General features: G+C 54.9%; 9 protein-coding genes. 6 read left to right on the forward strand and 3 right to left on the reverse strand.

Annotated features, from left to right (window positions below):
- The first annotated feature begins 753 nt into the window (after window positions 1-753).
- Together KBW81_RS06475 and KBW81_RS06480 are read left to right on the forward strand one after the other, a co-directional pair.
- On the forward strand, window positions 754-2,601 hold the full coding sequence (locus tag KBW81_RS06475; protein WP_254248743.1) for a calcium-binding protein: 1,848 nt from the start codon (window positions 754-756) through the stop codon (window positions 2,599-2,601).
- A gap of 2,293 nt (window positions 2,602-4,894) precedes the next feature.
- Entirely contained in the window at window positions 4,895-5,557 is a 663-nt protein-coding gene (locus KBW81_RS06480) for a response regulator transcription factor (RefSeq protein WP_254248744.1), read from the forward strand.
- 226 nt (window positions 5,558-5,783) lie between these two features.
- Here KBW81_RS06480 and KBW81_RS06485 read toward each other — a convergent pair whose 3' ends face one another.
- Window positions 5,784-6,404, reverse strand: a complete 621-nt coding sequence (locus KBW81_RS06485) for a response regulator transcription factor (RefSeq protein ID WP_254248745.1) — start codon at window positions 6,402-6,404, stop codon at window positions 5,784-5,786.
- A 213-nt stretch (window positions 6,405-6,617) separates the two neighbouring features.
- Here KBW81_RS06485 and KBW81_RS06490 point away from each other — a divergent pair, with 213 nt between their 5' ends.
- The 4 genes from KBW81_RS06490 to KBW81_RS06505 all read left to right on the forward strand — a co-directional run bounded on the left by KBW81_RS06490 (window position 6,618) and on the right by KBW81_RS06505 (window position 11,943).
- Entirely contained in the window at window positions 6,618-7,103 is a 486-nt protein-coding gene (locus KBW81_RS06490; RefSeq protein WP_254248746.1) for a putative pterin-binding protein, read from the forward strand.
- Between the two features lie 15 nt (window positions 7,104-7,118).
- Entirely contained in the window at window positions 7,119-9,665 is a 2,547-nt protein-coding gene (locus tag KBW81_RS06495) for a PAS domain-containing hybrid sensor histidine kinase/response regulator (protein WP_254248747.1), read from the forward strand.
- Between the two features lie 209 nt (window positions 9,666-9,874).
- Complete coding sequence (locus KBW81_RS06500) at window positions 9,875-10,324, forward strand: thiol-disulfide oxidoreductase DCC family protein (protein ID WP_254248748.1); 450 nt, start codon at window positions 9,875-9,877, stop codon at window positions 10,322-10,324.
- Complete coding sequence (locus tag KBW81_RS06505) at window positions 10,279-11,943, forward strand: SDR family oxidoreductase (RefSeq protein WP_254248749.1); 1,665 nt, start codon at window positions 10,279-10,281, stop codon at window positions 11,941-11,943. The genes KBW81_RS06500 and KBW81_RS06505 overlap by 46 nt, the downstream gene beginning before the upstream one ends.
- 196 nt (window positions 11,944-12,139) lie before the next feature.
- Here the strand turns inward: KBW81_RS06505 and KBW81_RS06510 are convergent, their stop codons facing one another.
- Together KBW81_RS06510 and KBW81_RS06515 are read right to left on the reverse strand one after the other, a co-directional pair.
- Window positions 12,140-14,185 (reverse strand): ASKHA domain-containing protein, encoded by a 2,046-nt coding sequence (locus KBW81_RS06510; RefSeq protein WP_254248750.1) that lies wholly within the window; start codon window positions 14,183-14,185, stop codon window positions 12,140-12,142.
- A gap of 88 nt (window positions 14,186-14,273) precedes the next feature.
- Window positions 14,274-14,960 carry a TVP38/TMEM64 family protein gene (locus KBW81_RS06515; RefSeq protein WP_254248751.1) on the reverse strand — a complete coding sequence of 229 codons (687 nt, stop codon included), beginning with the start codon at window positions 14,958-14,960 and terminating at the stop codon, window positions 14,274-14,276.
- Between the last annotated feature and the right edge of the window lie 3 nt (window positions 14,961-14,963).

Genomic DNA, 14,963 nt, shown 5'->3' on the forward strand with positions numbered 1-14,963 from the left:
GATGGAATATGGCTCTACATATATTGAGACGTAGAACTCGACCGGATCGGCGCGTTTTTCAGCTTCCTCAAGTTTTCGAGTCTATTTTCAGCGCCCAAAAGTGGGGTGCGCTGAATTAACGCACGGCACTGCAAGGTGTCTGTGTCGGCAATACATGTTAATGCCATCCTTTATTCTCAAGAACTCTGGCGGATGAAAGAGCATCGTTTCATATGCTTGCGCCAATCATAACGCGTTCAGGACGTCAGTACTGAATTACGCTGACCAAGCATTTGGGCACTGAATAAGAGACGCTGCGCTGGGATGACGAGGTCCCAGCGTTGCGGCAGGCAAGCCAGGCGGCGCTTTCAGGCGATAGATCGGTGCCGCGCCAGATCCACAGTGCCGCAGCATCAGGGCCTTTATGCTAAGGACTTTTGACATGACCGTCTTGTAGCGAAGCTGGCGCGACACGCATCCCAAAGCTTCATGTTGCGGACGCCCCGATGTCTGACTTGGTTGAGGGGAAAGCCGAAACGCAGTCCCCATTCGGACGCAGCCGCTATTCTTCTGTATAGGCGAGTAGTCAATATCAGGCCGGCTCTATCCGCGTGAAGCACTACCTCTAAAAATTTAGATTGATTACGCATAAGCACAGCTTGAATTACATGGCGGTTTCCTCTTATCCCCGCCCTGCAGGCCAACTTTGAATATAGCAATCATATTATAAATTTTAATTGATTGCTTTGAGATAAACTAGGTGGGGTGCCTATAATGTTGACAAGAACGCATATCGCGCAAAATGGAACTGGACAGATTCATACATTTGATGCCAGCGGAAGCCGGGATCAGAATAATTGGGATAACCTGCAGTTTTCAAAAATAACAAGTTTTTCACACGGTCATCATGTGAGGACGGGAAGCGGAAACGACACGATTAACTTCAAGAACATCAATGAAGTTTCAAGCGTCATTGTCGGCCGGATCGAGGATTTCGATTCACAAAGAGATACACTTCGGATCGAAGGTCAGGCCATTGATCTAAATAACCTTCCGACAAACGTGCGCATTGTTGAGTTTAATGGCGCTCACAACGATGCAGGATCGCAGCCGCAGCAGTGGATCCTTATCACCACCCCTGCGGGAGGGAGCATCTTTTACGCATTCGAAGGCGCTCGCGTCGATATGAACAACAATGGGGGCGCAAACTCGGGCGCTCAGGAAAGCCATTTCATTAGTAGAGCTCAGCTTCCTGATTTTTCAAAACTCAAGACCGTTCCATATGTCGACCCGCAAAACGTTGTTCCGACAGGGATTGCCGCGACCAACGGCATAACAATTAACGATGTTGACGTGAATACATCCGACGTTCTTGAAAGAATTGTAGGGACCGGAAGGGATGATCTGATTGCTGCGGGTCTGAATGATGACGTTGTGCGCGGGTACCAAGGCAATGATCAGATTTGGGGGGGCAGCGGCAATGATACCGTATATGGTGAAGATGGTGACGACACTTTAAATGGCGGCACAGGTTCCGACAAGCTTTTTGGCGGCAACGGCAACGATAGGATCGACGGCGGGCTGCATAATGATGTCATTGTTGGGGCTAATGGAAACGACCTACTGATCGGGAATAACGGGCGCGATTGGCTGGTTGGCGGTGATGGCGACGACAATCTATACGGCGGCGATGACGCAGATCGCCTATATGGCCAAAATGGTGCCGACCGTTTGGCTGGTCAGAATGGGAACGATAAATTATTTGGCGGCTCTGGCGCAGATACGCTGAGCGGTGATGATGGAAACGACTATCTTGCTGGCGGTGCGGATCATGATCGCCTTTTTGGTGGCACCGGCAATGACAGATTGCTTGGTCAGAGTGGCAATGACTTGCTATCGGGTGGCCACGGAGCAGACATATTAGGCGGTGGTGCCGGAAACGATCGGATTTATGGCGGTTCCGGCAATGACCGAATTTATGGCGGCGAAGCTGCAGATCTTCTGGTCGGCCAAAATGGCGATGACATTGTCGTCGGCGGGTTCGGTGCTGATAGAGTATTTGGTGGTAGCGGCAACGATCGCCTTTATGGCGGCGACCATAATGACCGCCTTTATGGCGGAAATGGCAACGATGTCGTCCAAGGTTTGGATGACGATGATTTTGTCTTCGGTGATAATGGTGATGACCGATTAATCGGTGGTGACGGAAACGACCAACTTTTTGGCGGTATGGGTCGCGATATTCTATACGGGCAAGACGGTAACGATCGTATTTCTGGCGGTATAGAGGCAGATATTTTGTCTGGCGGCGTTGGCGCGGATGTATTCGAGTTCAAAAATGGCGACATGGTAGATTGGGATGATTTGAATGGGACTTGGGCTCAAAAGAACCGGCAGCTTGACGTCATAACAGATTTCACCGTGGGTTCTGACGTTATTGACTTCGTCGATTATGATAATGTCACTTCCTTAGATGATATTAGTGCCTGGGCTACAACAATTAGTGGAAATCTGTATTTTACTGTAAAAGTAAATGCAACGAATGAGCGTATGCTCGTAGATGTTGACGACGCTATGACCTGGTCGAATTTCTGTGAGGCCGAAAACTTTCTTTTTCATTAGTGATAGTTTTTATAATATGCTGATTGCAGCGGTGGGCCAATAAAATTGGCGAAATGCTACTGCATAAATGGGCTGCTGAACTGTTCTCCATTTCCTCAGACGCGCTGCGGTTTTTTGACGGCTATGGCCAGCGCTGTGTCGCCATTCATGACCGCGGCGCGCGCTAGAATCCTCACGGCCTTTCAATTACAGACCAATCGTTTCCTGCTATGTATCTTTGGCTTGACGCAGCTCCGGCGGTGGTCACCCCTTCCGTTCCGCTATTTCGTCTTGCCTGAATTTCTCGCCGTGCCTAGATTTGTCGACGCGCTGAGCGCCGCATTTCCGGCGACCGCCTAGGCTGGACGCGGGTTCCACGGCTCGGCACTCTTACGTGGCGGAATGAGGTCGTGACTGCCACTGGTCCGAAGTCCTGCCCGGAAGTGACTGCACCGCGGGCACGGTGCCAATCTGCAGATCACTCGGGATCTGACCAGGCGGATGAGGTTACAACGGTGCATCACGCGGCCTGCGACCACTCTTTTACTCCATGTCTGTTCGTCGATACCGCGGTGAAACACGAGCCAGACGCGCCGAGTGGAGCATAAACACGTGAAGTGACGCTCTTGATCTGACACTCGGTTTCTTGCCAAGCATGAGAGTGGTCAGCCGGTGCGCCGGGGCCGTATGCTGGCGTCAGGTGTCGGCCAATCAGATCTTAATGGCATTCGCCGGGCAAATCATCGCGCTGACGCTTTGGTGGCGTAGCCTGCCACGCAAAATCTGTGATCTGCCTGTCTTTCGGGAGGGGATGGCGCACTACGTCATTTCTGTATCGCATCAGTCCGAAATTGACCGGCAGGGCTTCAGCGCTTCATCATAGGTGATCGGCGCGTGCGCTTGTTGGTGAGAGATGTCGGATCGCTTGTGCGCATCAGCGGCCACTTCGGATTCTCGACGCAATTCCACCGCTAGATTTGCGCAGCAGCGTAAATTTCGATGAAGCGCCTGATCTGATGCGAATAATTGCTGTGCAAGGTTCGAAAGTAGAGGCCGCCTAACCCGAAGGGATATAACTGGATACTTTTGCTGCCGTTATGGATGCTTTTGGCGACTCCTAAAATTTATGACTTTAGGTGTATCTTAACTAAGTAAGGTTTGGTTGAAACAGGAGCGCACTAAAATGAACGACTATAGAATGGCTGCACAGCAAGGCCGATTGAAAGCTCTCTCTTCTCTAACTGATCCAAAGCGTTTCGGGCCTCGGAAATTGGCGCGTGGGCGTAGATCCTCGATGTCGGATGCCGTTATTGATATGGTTGTTCCCGATCGATCAGGTGCCAGTTCGAAAAACTTCTTAATTCCAACAGCGGTAGTCTTTGTTTTCGCTGCGCTGACGACATGATGGTGTCAAAGATTGAATCTGGTTTCAATGTATTGACAGGTAGAAATGTTTCCCCTTGTGCAAATGTATGTTTCTTACGGTTCTCGGGACTTCAAGACGAGGCATGATGTCGCAATCGATGATCGCGCCGCGCACTTGAAGCCTGAGAGCTAGATTTGAGACTCGCATGCGAAATAGCTTAGCCTATTCGGATTTAAGCAACTGTTATAGTTCTTGATGCGCCTCTTTCCATCTTAGCTGATCCAGTTGCGCCAGTGCGCCTTTGTAGAATTTGATCACTTATCGTCTCCCTTTGCACGGGATGAGGGGTCAGGACACAACCGGTCCTGCGAACGACTATATAGGCTGTTTACCGCCAGTGATACCGAATGCCGGGGCAGGGTGCCCAGGGTCAGAACCGACCCAGCCGCGTCCTAGCGCCAGCATAAGTAAATAGAGGGTGCCATTGGTCTGGCGATGTGCGTTTTAATGCCGCACTTTTCTGGTTAGCCAGAAATAGTTGGCCACGACCGTCAGCGTTATAAATGCTGACCCTCGCCAATAGTATTGGTACTTAACGCCTCACAGTATTTATTCAGATAGTTAGCAGCCCGTTGCGTTTCTGCGCTGCGTTATATGCTGAGCAACTATGATTAATGCTAGTCCTTTTAGGGACCTCGCTGAGGTCGCTTAATCCATTAGTCGATGTGAACAGCTGTGCCCAGTTCCGCACCGCTCTTTGATCGACGGACCCTACGAAAGTGGGATTCGGATCATCCGATAAAAGAATAATAAATTTGCGCACAACTCTTGAGGTCGCAATCTTATTTATCTAAATAGTAGTTGTTATATCCCTTTTTGACCCGAGAGTAACCTTAATGAAGATACCTCTGACTGGAATTGAAGTATATAGGTAAGGTAGGTCTACCTTTGAGGTCCGAGATGAATTCAATAATAAAATTCCCGCAGGAAATATCTGGTCTATCAGGAAAACGGATACTCGCCATAGATGATCATGCATTGTTTTGCGATATCATAATCTACAATCTGTCAACATATGGGGCGAGTGTCGATTCTGCCAATACATCAGAGGAAGCTTGCCGCAAAATAAACGCGCTGCCGGATTTTGATTTGATCCTGCTTGATTATTACATGCCAAACGCGTCAAATTTCGATAATTTCTATAAGATTAAAAATGCTGCGCCTGACGCCCCCATAGCGTTTTTAACATCGTCTGAATCGCTTAACATGCCGTCTAAGGCTAACCTGCTGGGTGCGTCTGGTTTTATCAGCAAGTCCATTCGGCCAAGTGGCTTCATTGACGCCGTTGGCATCATGCTGGCCGGTGGTCGGTTTTTCGAAGACACATCGCATCATGCGAACAATAATGTTAAACAATTCCGTTGCTTAACCCCAAGAGAGTTCGATGTGCTTGCGCTTCTTTGCGAGGGGCACAGCAACAAAAAACTAGGAGAATTCCTTGGTATTGCGGAAGCGACGGTCAAGGTTCATTTGAAATCGATTTTTTTGAAAATCGAAGCCCGCAGCCGCAGCCATGCGTGCATGATCGCAAAAGACCTAGAGCTGGTTTAGCGTAAAAACGTAAAGCCAGTCAGGCCACAGCCTTGGGGCTATCTGGTCACCTTTGGCCAGAGCCCGGTCCCACTGGAGGGTGGATCATGAAGCGGACATCGCTTTGCTGAAACCGTGACGATGGCAAAGGCCCAAACGGTCCTGATGACAAACGAAAAGATCCACCAGCTGGCATCGACGAACGCAAACGCGACGTTGATGCTACTGTCGCTCCATAGCCGTGACGTTAAACAAAGTGGGCGCTGCGGGCGATCATCGCAGCGTCGGTTCTGTTCCGCGCGTCGAGTTTGCGGCACAGCGTCTTGACGTGTAGCTTGATCGTCACCTCTTGAAGATCAAGATCGCGCGCGATTTCCTTGTTGGATTTGGCACTCAAAAGCCCGCGCAGGACCTGCTTTTCCCGGTCTGACAGATCCTTTTCGAAATCGGTTTCGTCGGGATCATCTTTGCCAGACATAAAGTCGACGGGGGCATAGGTTTCACCGGCGGCCATGAAGCGGACGGCGTTGACGAGCGATTTTGCGGGAAGCGTTTTTGGCAGAAAGCCGATCGCGCCAAGGGCCAAAGCCTGTTCCGCTATGACACGCGTCGCGGTGCCAGAGATAAGACCTACGGGCTTGTCACCATTGGCTTTTATAGCAGTCTTCAATCCCTCTAATCCATTCATGCCAGGCATGGTGTAGTCAAGAAGAACCAGGTCAAACGGGCCGTCGGTTTCGATCATTTGCAGCGCCTCTTGCAGCGTGCTCGCTGCGCGGGAAACGGTCGCGCCGTCGGCGTCTAGGAACATGACAATCGTCTCGCGCACCATGTCATGGTCGTCGGCAATCAAAATTTTCAGGGGCATCGCAGTCCTCCACGTGACCGAAATCAAATATCGTTTGGTTAGGCTACAACAGGGTACCTACAAAGAACACTCCTTAACGTGTGTTTACCATGAGTATACTCGCTGTTTCCGCTAACTATACGGCAGTATATAACAGCTAGCCTTCGTGGCGCTCGTTTAGCGAAGGGCTTAGCTCTAAGGTTAATAAATAACCAAAAAGCACCAAGGGCATCAATGAAAATGGGACGGATTTGGAATGCGACGGCGATCGGCGCGCTGTTTTGTATGGCAGGCTATGCGACGATTGCAAGCGCACAGGACGTGCTACTTACGGTAACCGTTGATGAGGTCAGGCACGAGTTCAGTTTGGATGACCTAAAGGACTTTCCGGTTTCGACCATTGAAACGACGACAATCTGGACAGATGGGCTGCAAGTGTTTGAAGGCGTTGCGGTTCAAGCATTGTTGGACTCGTTGGGCGTGACTGAAGGTACAATCAAAGCCACGGCAATCAATGAATATGAAGTTGATTTCCCGGTATCGGATGTCGTCGAAAATGGGCCTGTGGTTGCATATTCTAACAATGGTCAACCGATGTTGCGCCGCGAGAAGGGGCCGCTTTGGATTGTCTATCCATATGACAGTGATCGGGCCTATCAGACCAAAACGATATATAATCGTTCAATCTGGCAGTTAGACCGCCTTGAAATAAATCGATAGTTTGCAGGATAGCTGATGTTTAGCGAATACATGCCCCAGGCAAGATATAAGATTTCTAACTACTTTTCAGCCATAGCGATCGTCGTTGGTACATCCATCGCTGCGCCTATTGGGGCGAGTGTTTGGTTCCAAATTCAAGCGATCGGAAGTGCGCAGCAGGATAATGCGGCGTGGGTTTTTTCGCAGCTGGAAGTTGAGTATCTTAAGACGCGGCGTGCGATTGAAGTGGCGCGTTCTGGGACTGACGCGGACCTAGATAATTTACGCAAACATTTCGACATGTTGTACAGTCGCACCGACATCGTGGGCCGGGTAAAGAACAACACGGTGTCGCAGCCGGACATCACCCTTTTGCGCGATATATTAGACCGTCAACTGCCTTTGATCGAGGCCGGGAATGCGCGTCTTTTGACCGATCTTGACATTTTCGAACGTGCGCTCGTCGAAATTGAAGACCTTCCAAGGCAAATTTCTATAACATCTCGTTCGCAAGCAGCAGACATTTCAGAAGCCGAACGCCAGAAAATTATCAGGCTGATCGGGATACTCGCGTTTATCGTTGTTCTCGTTGCAATTTTGCTTGTCGGAATGTTCCTTCGGCTGTGGTGTCAGAAAAGGACCCTCAAGCGAAAGTCGATTGAAGCACATGAAACCCAGCTTCGGCTGGCGACGACGCTGCGGGCGTCTCTTGATGGAATTGTCGTTTTCGACGACCATGGCATTATCCGCGATTTCAATGGCTCGGCCGTGGACATCTTTGGTGTGCCTAAAAACGTCGCTATCGGACGGAGTTTTGTTGATATTCTATTTCCTGAAGAGGGGCGTGAATTTCAGCAAAAAAGACTTGATGCCTTTAGGGAAACCGGGATTCTGCACGTTGCAGAGAAAGGGCGTCTAGAGGCGGAAATGATAGATCAGACGGGGCGTCTTTTCCCTGTAGAACTATCCGTGACGCTGGCCGAGACGACCGAAGGTCCAATCTTCGTAGCCTATGTGCGCGACATTACCGACAAAGTGCAAAAAGAAGCAGATATCCTTCATGCGCGCGATCAGGCCCTTCAAGCTTACCGCGAAAAATCCCGTTTTTTCGCAGTCATGAGCCACGAGATGCGCACGCCTTTAAACGGGCTTCTTTCGGCGATCCATCTTCTTGACGACGGTAAGCTAGATGCCAAACGGCAAGGTTTTCTGAATGCTGCACTTACGTCAGGTGGGATCCTTTTAGGACACATCAACGACGTTCTTACGATTGAAAGCACCGAGGCCGATACCGAAGATCATAGATTTCATCCATGTGATATCATGTCGCTGACATCCAGCATGGTAGACCTTATGAGACCCCTGTCCGAAGCATCGGGATCGACGCTTCATATTGATCAGGTTGGGCTAGACGATCGCCTTATTCTGACTGCCCCAAGATCAATTCAGCAGATTGTCCTGAACCTGCTCAGCAATGCGACAAAGTTCAGCCCAAATGCCGATATTACCCTTCGTGCATTTTATGACACGGCGGCTGAGGGCGCAGTCTCGCTTCATTTAGAAGTCATAGATGAAGGTCCGGGAATTCCAGAGGACGACATTGGACGTATTTTCGAAGATTTTGTGTCGCTCGATAATCGATATGAACGTCGCACCAGCGGGACGGGCCTTGGTTTGGGGATCGTCAAGCGGTTGGTCGATACATTGGGCGGTGAAATCAGGTGCGAATCCGAACTCGGGCGTGGCAGTCGATTTATCGTTGATCTACCCGTCACGATGGTCGGCGAAACAGATATCTTTAATGCGGCCCCTCAGGAAACCTGCGCAGCACCCAAAGCTCCACATGTTGCGTTGAATATCCTGGTCGTGGATGACAACGAAATTAACAGAAGCCTGTTAAAAGAAATGCTTCAGCGGCTTGGCCATACGGTTGTAACAGCCGATGGCGGACAAACGGCCATCGCGTTCGACAAGCAAAAGAAGTTTGATACGATCCTGATGGATATCTCTATGCCGGGCATTAACGGTATTCAGGCGACGGAAGCTATTTTGAATGGCGACGGGTTGAACAAAGAGACTCCGATCATCGCCGTCACGGCCCACGCCGCGCAGCAAGAACGTAGCAGATTTCAATCAGCTGGCATGGCGGCCGTTCTATTGAAACCCTTGGACAGCGCGGCTTTGCAAGCAGCACTTGCGGGAACTGCGGCGGTCGGCGGCTTTGCCAATAACGATCTGACGTCCATGATGCAGCCGTTTATTGATGAAGCCCAAGTCGCCGAAGTATCTGATTTGCTTGGACACGACCGATTTTCGGATCGCATTGTGGATTTCATCCGCTACATGGATAAGGAAGTTCCAATTCTGATAGAGACTGAATCGCTTGAAACGTTGCAAAGCCGTGCGCATGAATTTGCTGGCATGTGTGGAATGCTGGGCGCAAAGCGGTTGCATGGTCTGCTGGGCGATATCGAAACGGCCTGCAAAGAAGGTGAGGATACTGTCGCGCGTGATGCCGCCCAAGACATACCTTCAATTTGGGATTGTACGCGCATGGAGTTCATCAAGCGTATAAAGAGATAATCTTTCAGTGGATTTGACGAATGCGGGAATCTGGTCCCAAAGCTTGCAGAACGATTTGGCGGTGTATCGATGATCGTTAAAACTCCAATCGGCGGCGACACGACAATCATATCCCCAGTGTAGCCGCCGATCTGCCATTGCGATCTTGATGGCTCCGGGCTGCAATGGCCCTTGCGCAACCCGCTATTGTTCAGGACAATCGCGGTCATATGTCCAAGCCATTTTCATTTCGCCTAGACCCCCAAGTTCCGACGTTTGACGATGCGGCTCCGCTGGCCGTGATGGATGCGGAATGCGCGATCTGTAGTTGGGGTGCGCGTATGATCCACCGCTTGGACCGCAGCGGAACTGTGCGCATCTGCCCCGTCCAGACACCGCTTGGGGCGGCGCTGATGCGGCACTATGGGCTTGATCCAAGTGACCCCGCGTCGTGGCTTTTCATTGATGCCGGCGTTGCGCATCAGGACTTTGACGCCGTGGTTCATGCCGCATGCAGCTTTGGCGGCTGGGGGCGGCTGGCTGCGGTGTTGTTGATCCTGCCAAAACCGTTGCGGGACTGGCTTTACCGCCGCCTTGCCCGCAACCGCTATGCCATTTTCGGCAGGGGTGACATGTGCGCGCTGCCGGACCCTGCATTTCAAAAGCGGCTGCTGCGGTGAAGGTCTTGCTGCTGGGCGGATATGGAGTTTTTGGCGCACGCTTGGCCAAATTGCTGGTCATTGACGGGCACGATGTCTGCATCGCGGGCCGCTCTCTGCGCGCTGCCCAAACCTGCGCGGCGGACCTGGGGTGCCGGGCTATCCAGATGGACCGCAGCCAAAATCTGGGGGCGCTGACGGCGCATGACGTCGTCATCGACGCGGCAGGCCCGTTTCACACCTACGGCGACGACCCCTACCGTTTGGCCCGCGCGGCGATTGCAGCTGGTGTCCACTATCTTGATCTTGCGGACGATGCGGGTTTTTGCGCTGGTATTGCGGCGCTGGATACGGATGCCCGCGCGGCAGGGGTTTGCGTGCTCTCTGGCCTGTCGTCGGTCCCGGCGCTGTCGTCCGCCGCCGTGCGCGCCCTTGCAGGGGGCGAGGTGCCGAGCGTCATTGATACCGCGATCCTGCCCGGCAACCGCGCGCCGCGCGGGTTGTCTGTGATGCAGTCGATCCTGTCGCAGGCCGGGCGGCCGATGCCCCTGTGGCGCGGCAACCAGTGGGAACGGGGCTTTGGCTGGTCCAGTCCGGCTGATTATACCTTGCCGGGCGGGCTGGTCAGGGAAGGTTGGCAAATCGCCGTGCCAGACCAGCGCCTGTTCCCGGCGCATTTTGGCGCTGAAACGGTCCGCTTTCGCGCGGGGTTAGAGCTTGGCGTGATGCGGTACGGCCTTGCGCTGTTTGCCGGGCTGCGTCGTCTGTGGCCCTTTGCTGTGACGCGGCCGCTTGTGCAGGTCTTTAAGGGGTTGGCAGGCGCACTTAGCCCTTTCGGCAGCGGGCGGGGCGGTATGTCCGTATCGGTCACGACCCCGCACGCGGACCGCAGTTGGTCCCTGATTGCCGAGGATGGCGACGGTCCCTACATCCCCGCCATTCCCGCGCGCGCCTTGCTGCGCCGCTCAAGTTTGCCCATCGGCGCTGGCCCCGCGCTAGAGGCGATAACACTTGCCGAGGCAGAGGCCGCGATGTCTGATCTGGCGGTGACGACAAAGCGCGACGAGGTGCCAACCACCTTCATGCTCGAACGGGTTTTGGGGCCAGAGTTTAAAGATTTGCCAGACGCGCTCAAAGCGATCCACCAGACGGTGGGGGTGTCGCGGTGGCAAGGGCGCTGCGTCGTTTTACGGGGCAGCGGGTCGTGGCCGCGCCTGCTTTGCGCCGTCTTTCGGTTTCCGCCCGCGCAGCCTGATGTCGCCGTGGCGGTCACCAAAACCGTCACCCCGCACGGCGAGACGTGGGAGCGCCAGTTTGGCCAACACCGGTTCAAATCTCATTTGTCGGTCGAATCCGGCAAGCTGCTCGAGGTCTTCTGGCCGTTCTCTTTCGTGATTGGATTGCAGCTGCGCAGCGGCGCGCTGCACTATCCGGTGACAGCGGGACGCATCGGCCCAATCCCCTTGCCGCGATGGCTGCTTCCGACGTCAGAGGCGCGCGAGTTTGTGTCCGGCGGGGTATTCCACTTCGATGTGGCGCTTCTGGCCCCCATCACCAAAGGTCTGATGGTGCGCTACTCTGGCAGCCTTATTGCCAAAGAGCGGGGCGATCCCCTTTCGCCGCCGGACGATCTGTTGTGACTGCCCGCCGTGTTTGACACTGCGCTTCACGCATTTGGGGCAGGGCGAACGGATCGGCAGGCAAGGGCGATCCGCTTCTGCTGGGACTGTTGGCACCGAAACTTGCCTGTGGATTGAGCAGCAAAAAGGGCCGCCTTGCCTGTGCAACGCGACCCTTAGATCAGCTAATTTAACGATGCTGCCGTTCTGCGTCGATTTAGTCGCGCGGCGGCCGCGCCCGTCTGCGCCGCTTGCCGTCCGCATCCACCGATCCGCCGCCGCCAAGGTTAAAGCTGACATCCGGCAGCGTGACGACGCCCATCAGATTGGGAAAGCCGTCGGTGGCATGGGGGATGGCGTTGGCATTGACGAAGTGTTCCTGAAACTTCGGCGCGATTGCCGTTTCAACCTTGGTGATCTGCCGCACGACCTGCGCAATATCGCGCCGCGCCGCGACAGAGCAGAGCGCGATCCGCGCGCCGGTGCCCGCGGCGTTGCCGGCGGATGTGACTTTGTCCAGCGGCGCGTCTGGGATCATCCCCAGCACCATCGCGTGCTTGGGGCTGATATGCGCGCCAAAGGCGCCGGCCAGCGTGATCCGGTCTACGTGGTCCACACCCATTTCGTCCATCAACAGCCGCGCCCCGGCATACAACGCCGATTTCGCCAGCTGGATCGCGCGGATATCGCCCTGCGTCACGGTGATCAGCGGACCACCTGCCTGCGTGCCATCGTGCAGCACATAGGCGTGGGTGCGCCCCGTCTCGACGCAGCGTACAGTGCCTGTCTGATCGGCAGAGCCAATCAGGCCCTTGTCGTCCAAAATCCCCGCCATGCGCATCTCGGCCACGGCCTCGATGATGCCGGACCCGCAGATGCCGGTGATCTGGGGCGTGCCGAAATCCGCGTCTGTGGACCACAGATCGCTGCCGATGATCTTGAAGCGGGGCTCCTTGGTAGCGGCGTCAATCTCGACCCGCTCGATCGCGCCGGGTGCGGCGCGTTGGCCGGAGCTAATCTGCGCGCCTTCAAACGCGGGGCCTGTGGGGGACGAACACGCCAACACGCGGGTTTTATTGCCCAGCAGGATTTCTGCGTTGGTGCCGACGTCAACGATCAACACAAGGTCGTCGGACTTGCCCGGCTCTTCTGACAGGGCCACAGCCGCTGCGTCCGCGCCGACATGGCCCGCGATACAGGGCAGGATAAAGACCTGCGCCGCGTCGTTCATCGCCGTCAGTTCCATGTCGCGGGCGGGCAGGGCCATCGCATCCGATGTGGCCAGCGCAAAGGGCGCTTGGCCCAGCTCGACCGGGTCGATGCCCAGCAGCAGGTGGTGCATCACGGGGTTGCAGACAAACACCGCCTCTAGGATCTGTTCGGCCTCAATCTCGGCCTCCGTCGCGATTTGCACCGTCAGCGCGTTGATCGCCTCGCGCACGGCGGCGGTCATCTCGACCTCGCCTCCGGGGTTCATCATGGCATAGCTGACGCGGCTCATCAGATCCTCGCCAAAGCGGATCTGCGGGTTCATCACGCCAGCGGATGCCAGCACCAAGCCATTGCGCAGATCGCACAGATGCGCGGCGATCGTGGTGGACCCAAGGTCGATGGCTAGGCCGTAGACCCGCCCCTCGTGAAAACCGGGCCAGATATCAAGCAACTGGTGGCGATCATCCAAAGACCCGCGATGCAGGGCAACCGTGACCTCCCAATTGCCTTTGCGCAGCGCCTTTTGCAGCTTGCGCAATACGGGCAAGGGCGCGTGCAGGTCTTCAATCTGCCACTGGTCCTTTAACGCCTGTGCAAGCCGTTCCAGATCGCCAGAGGGTTCGTGCATGTCAGGTTCAACCACGGTGACGAAATACATCTTGGTCGCCGGGTCCATGATGATATCGCGCACGGCAGCGGCCTTGCGCACGACTTGGCGGTGCACTTGGCTTTCGGGCGGCACGTCGACGACGATATCGCCCTGCACGGTGGCTTGGCAGCCCAGCCGCCGCCCCTTGGGCAGGCCGCGAATGTCGTCATAGCGCTGCTCGACACTGTTCCACGGGCTCAGCGCGTCATCACGCACTGTGACGCCATGCTTGGAAAATTCGCCATAAGACGGCGACACCTGGCATTTCGAACAAATGCCACGCCCGCCGCAAACGCTATCAAGGTCCACGCCAAGCTGCCGCGCCGCTGTCAAAATCGGCGTGCCGACGGGAAAATGTCCGCGCTTGCCAGAGGGGGTAAAGATCACAAGAGGGTCGGTCATGGGGGCAGCCTTTGGTCTGTTCTCGCGCAACCTAGCGATTTTCAGGGGGCAGGAAAGGGTGGATGCGGCATCCGGATGCGGCAGGGCGTCACTTCAGGAAATCGGCGCCCATCAACCAGACCGCCAGCGGCACAGGGGCGGTGGCAATCGCGATGGTGAAAATCGTGAAAAGCGGCGTGAACAAGCGGCTGATCCCTGCCATCATCAAAATCCCGCCGCCGCCGCCAAGCGCCACGTTTCCAGGGATATTGAGGAGCGCCGCCACCATGCCATAGCGAAACCGCGTGGCCAGCGGGGCCAGCCAGCGGGGCAGGCGATCCGACAAGCCAGCAAGGCGGGCCTGAGGCGCTTGGGTCTTGATCCGCGACACCATTTCGCAGGCGCGCCGCATATGCAGGTCGCGGAAAAATCCGTGCAGCCAGTCCAATGACACCCAGCGGCCAAAGCCAAAGGCGATGAGCAGCCCCAGCACCGTCGCAAGCCAGACAAAGGGGGCGATAATCGACCCCTCCATCACCATCAGGGCGATGCCAATCTCGATCGCGGGCACAAAGGGAATGGCGATAATCAGCGCATAGGCGACGACCGACACGATCACGAGGGTCGTCAGCGCGCGGGCGCGGGCGGCGTCCTCTAGATCAGCGATATGGGCTTGCAGCCAGTTGAACAGTGACAGGCCGCCCCAGACCAGCGCTGCGATGATCGCAAGACGCAGGATCAGCCGCGGCACGGAACGGCTAAGCGGCGGCGGGATAAGGGGATCACTGGGTTCCATACC

Origin of the sequence: Loktanella salsilacus (assembly GCF_024206795.1) — a bacterium.
Lineage (GTDB): Bacteria > Pseudomonadota > Alphaproteobacteria > Rhodobacterales > Rhodobacteraceae > Loktanella > Loktanella salsilacus.

Coding starts and splice junctions, on each gene's coding strand:
- KBW81_RS06495 (WP_254248747.1), top strand. CDS start 7,119: ATGTTTAGCGAATACATGCCCCAGGCAAGATATAAGATTTCTAACTAC.
- KBW81_RS06515 (WP_254248751.1), bottom strand. CDS start 14,960: ATGGAACCCAGTGATCCCCTTATCCCGCCGCCGCTTAGCCGTTCCGTG.
- KBW81_RS06500 (WP_254248748.1), top strand. CDS start 9,875: ATGTCCAAGCCATTTTCATTTCGCCTAGACCCCCAAGTTCCGACGTTT.
- KBW81_RS06490 (WP_254248746.1), top strand. CDS start 6,618: ATGAAAATGGGACGGATTTGGAATGCGACGGCGATCGGCGCGCTGTTT.
- KBW81_RS06475 (WP_254248743.1), top strand. CDS start 754: ATGTTGACAAGAACGCATATCGCGCAAAATGGAACTGGACAGATTCAT.
- KBW81_RS06510 (WP_254248750.1), bottom strand. CDS start 14,185: ATGACCGACCCTCTTGTGATCTTTACCCCCTCTGGCAAGCGCGGACAT.
- KBW81_RS06485 (WP_254248745.1), bottom strand. CDS start 6,404: ATGCCCCTGAAAATTTTGATTGCCGACGACCATGACATGGTGCGCGAG.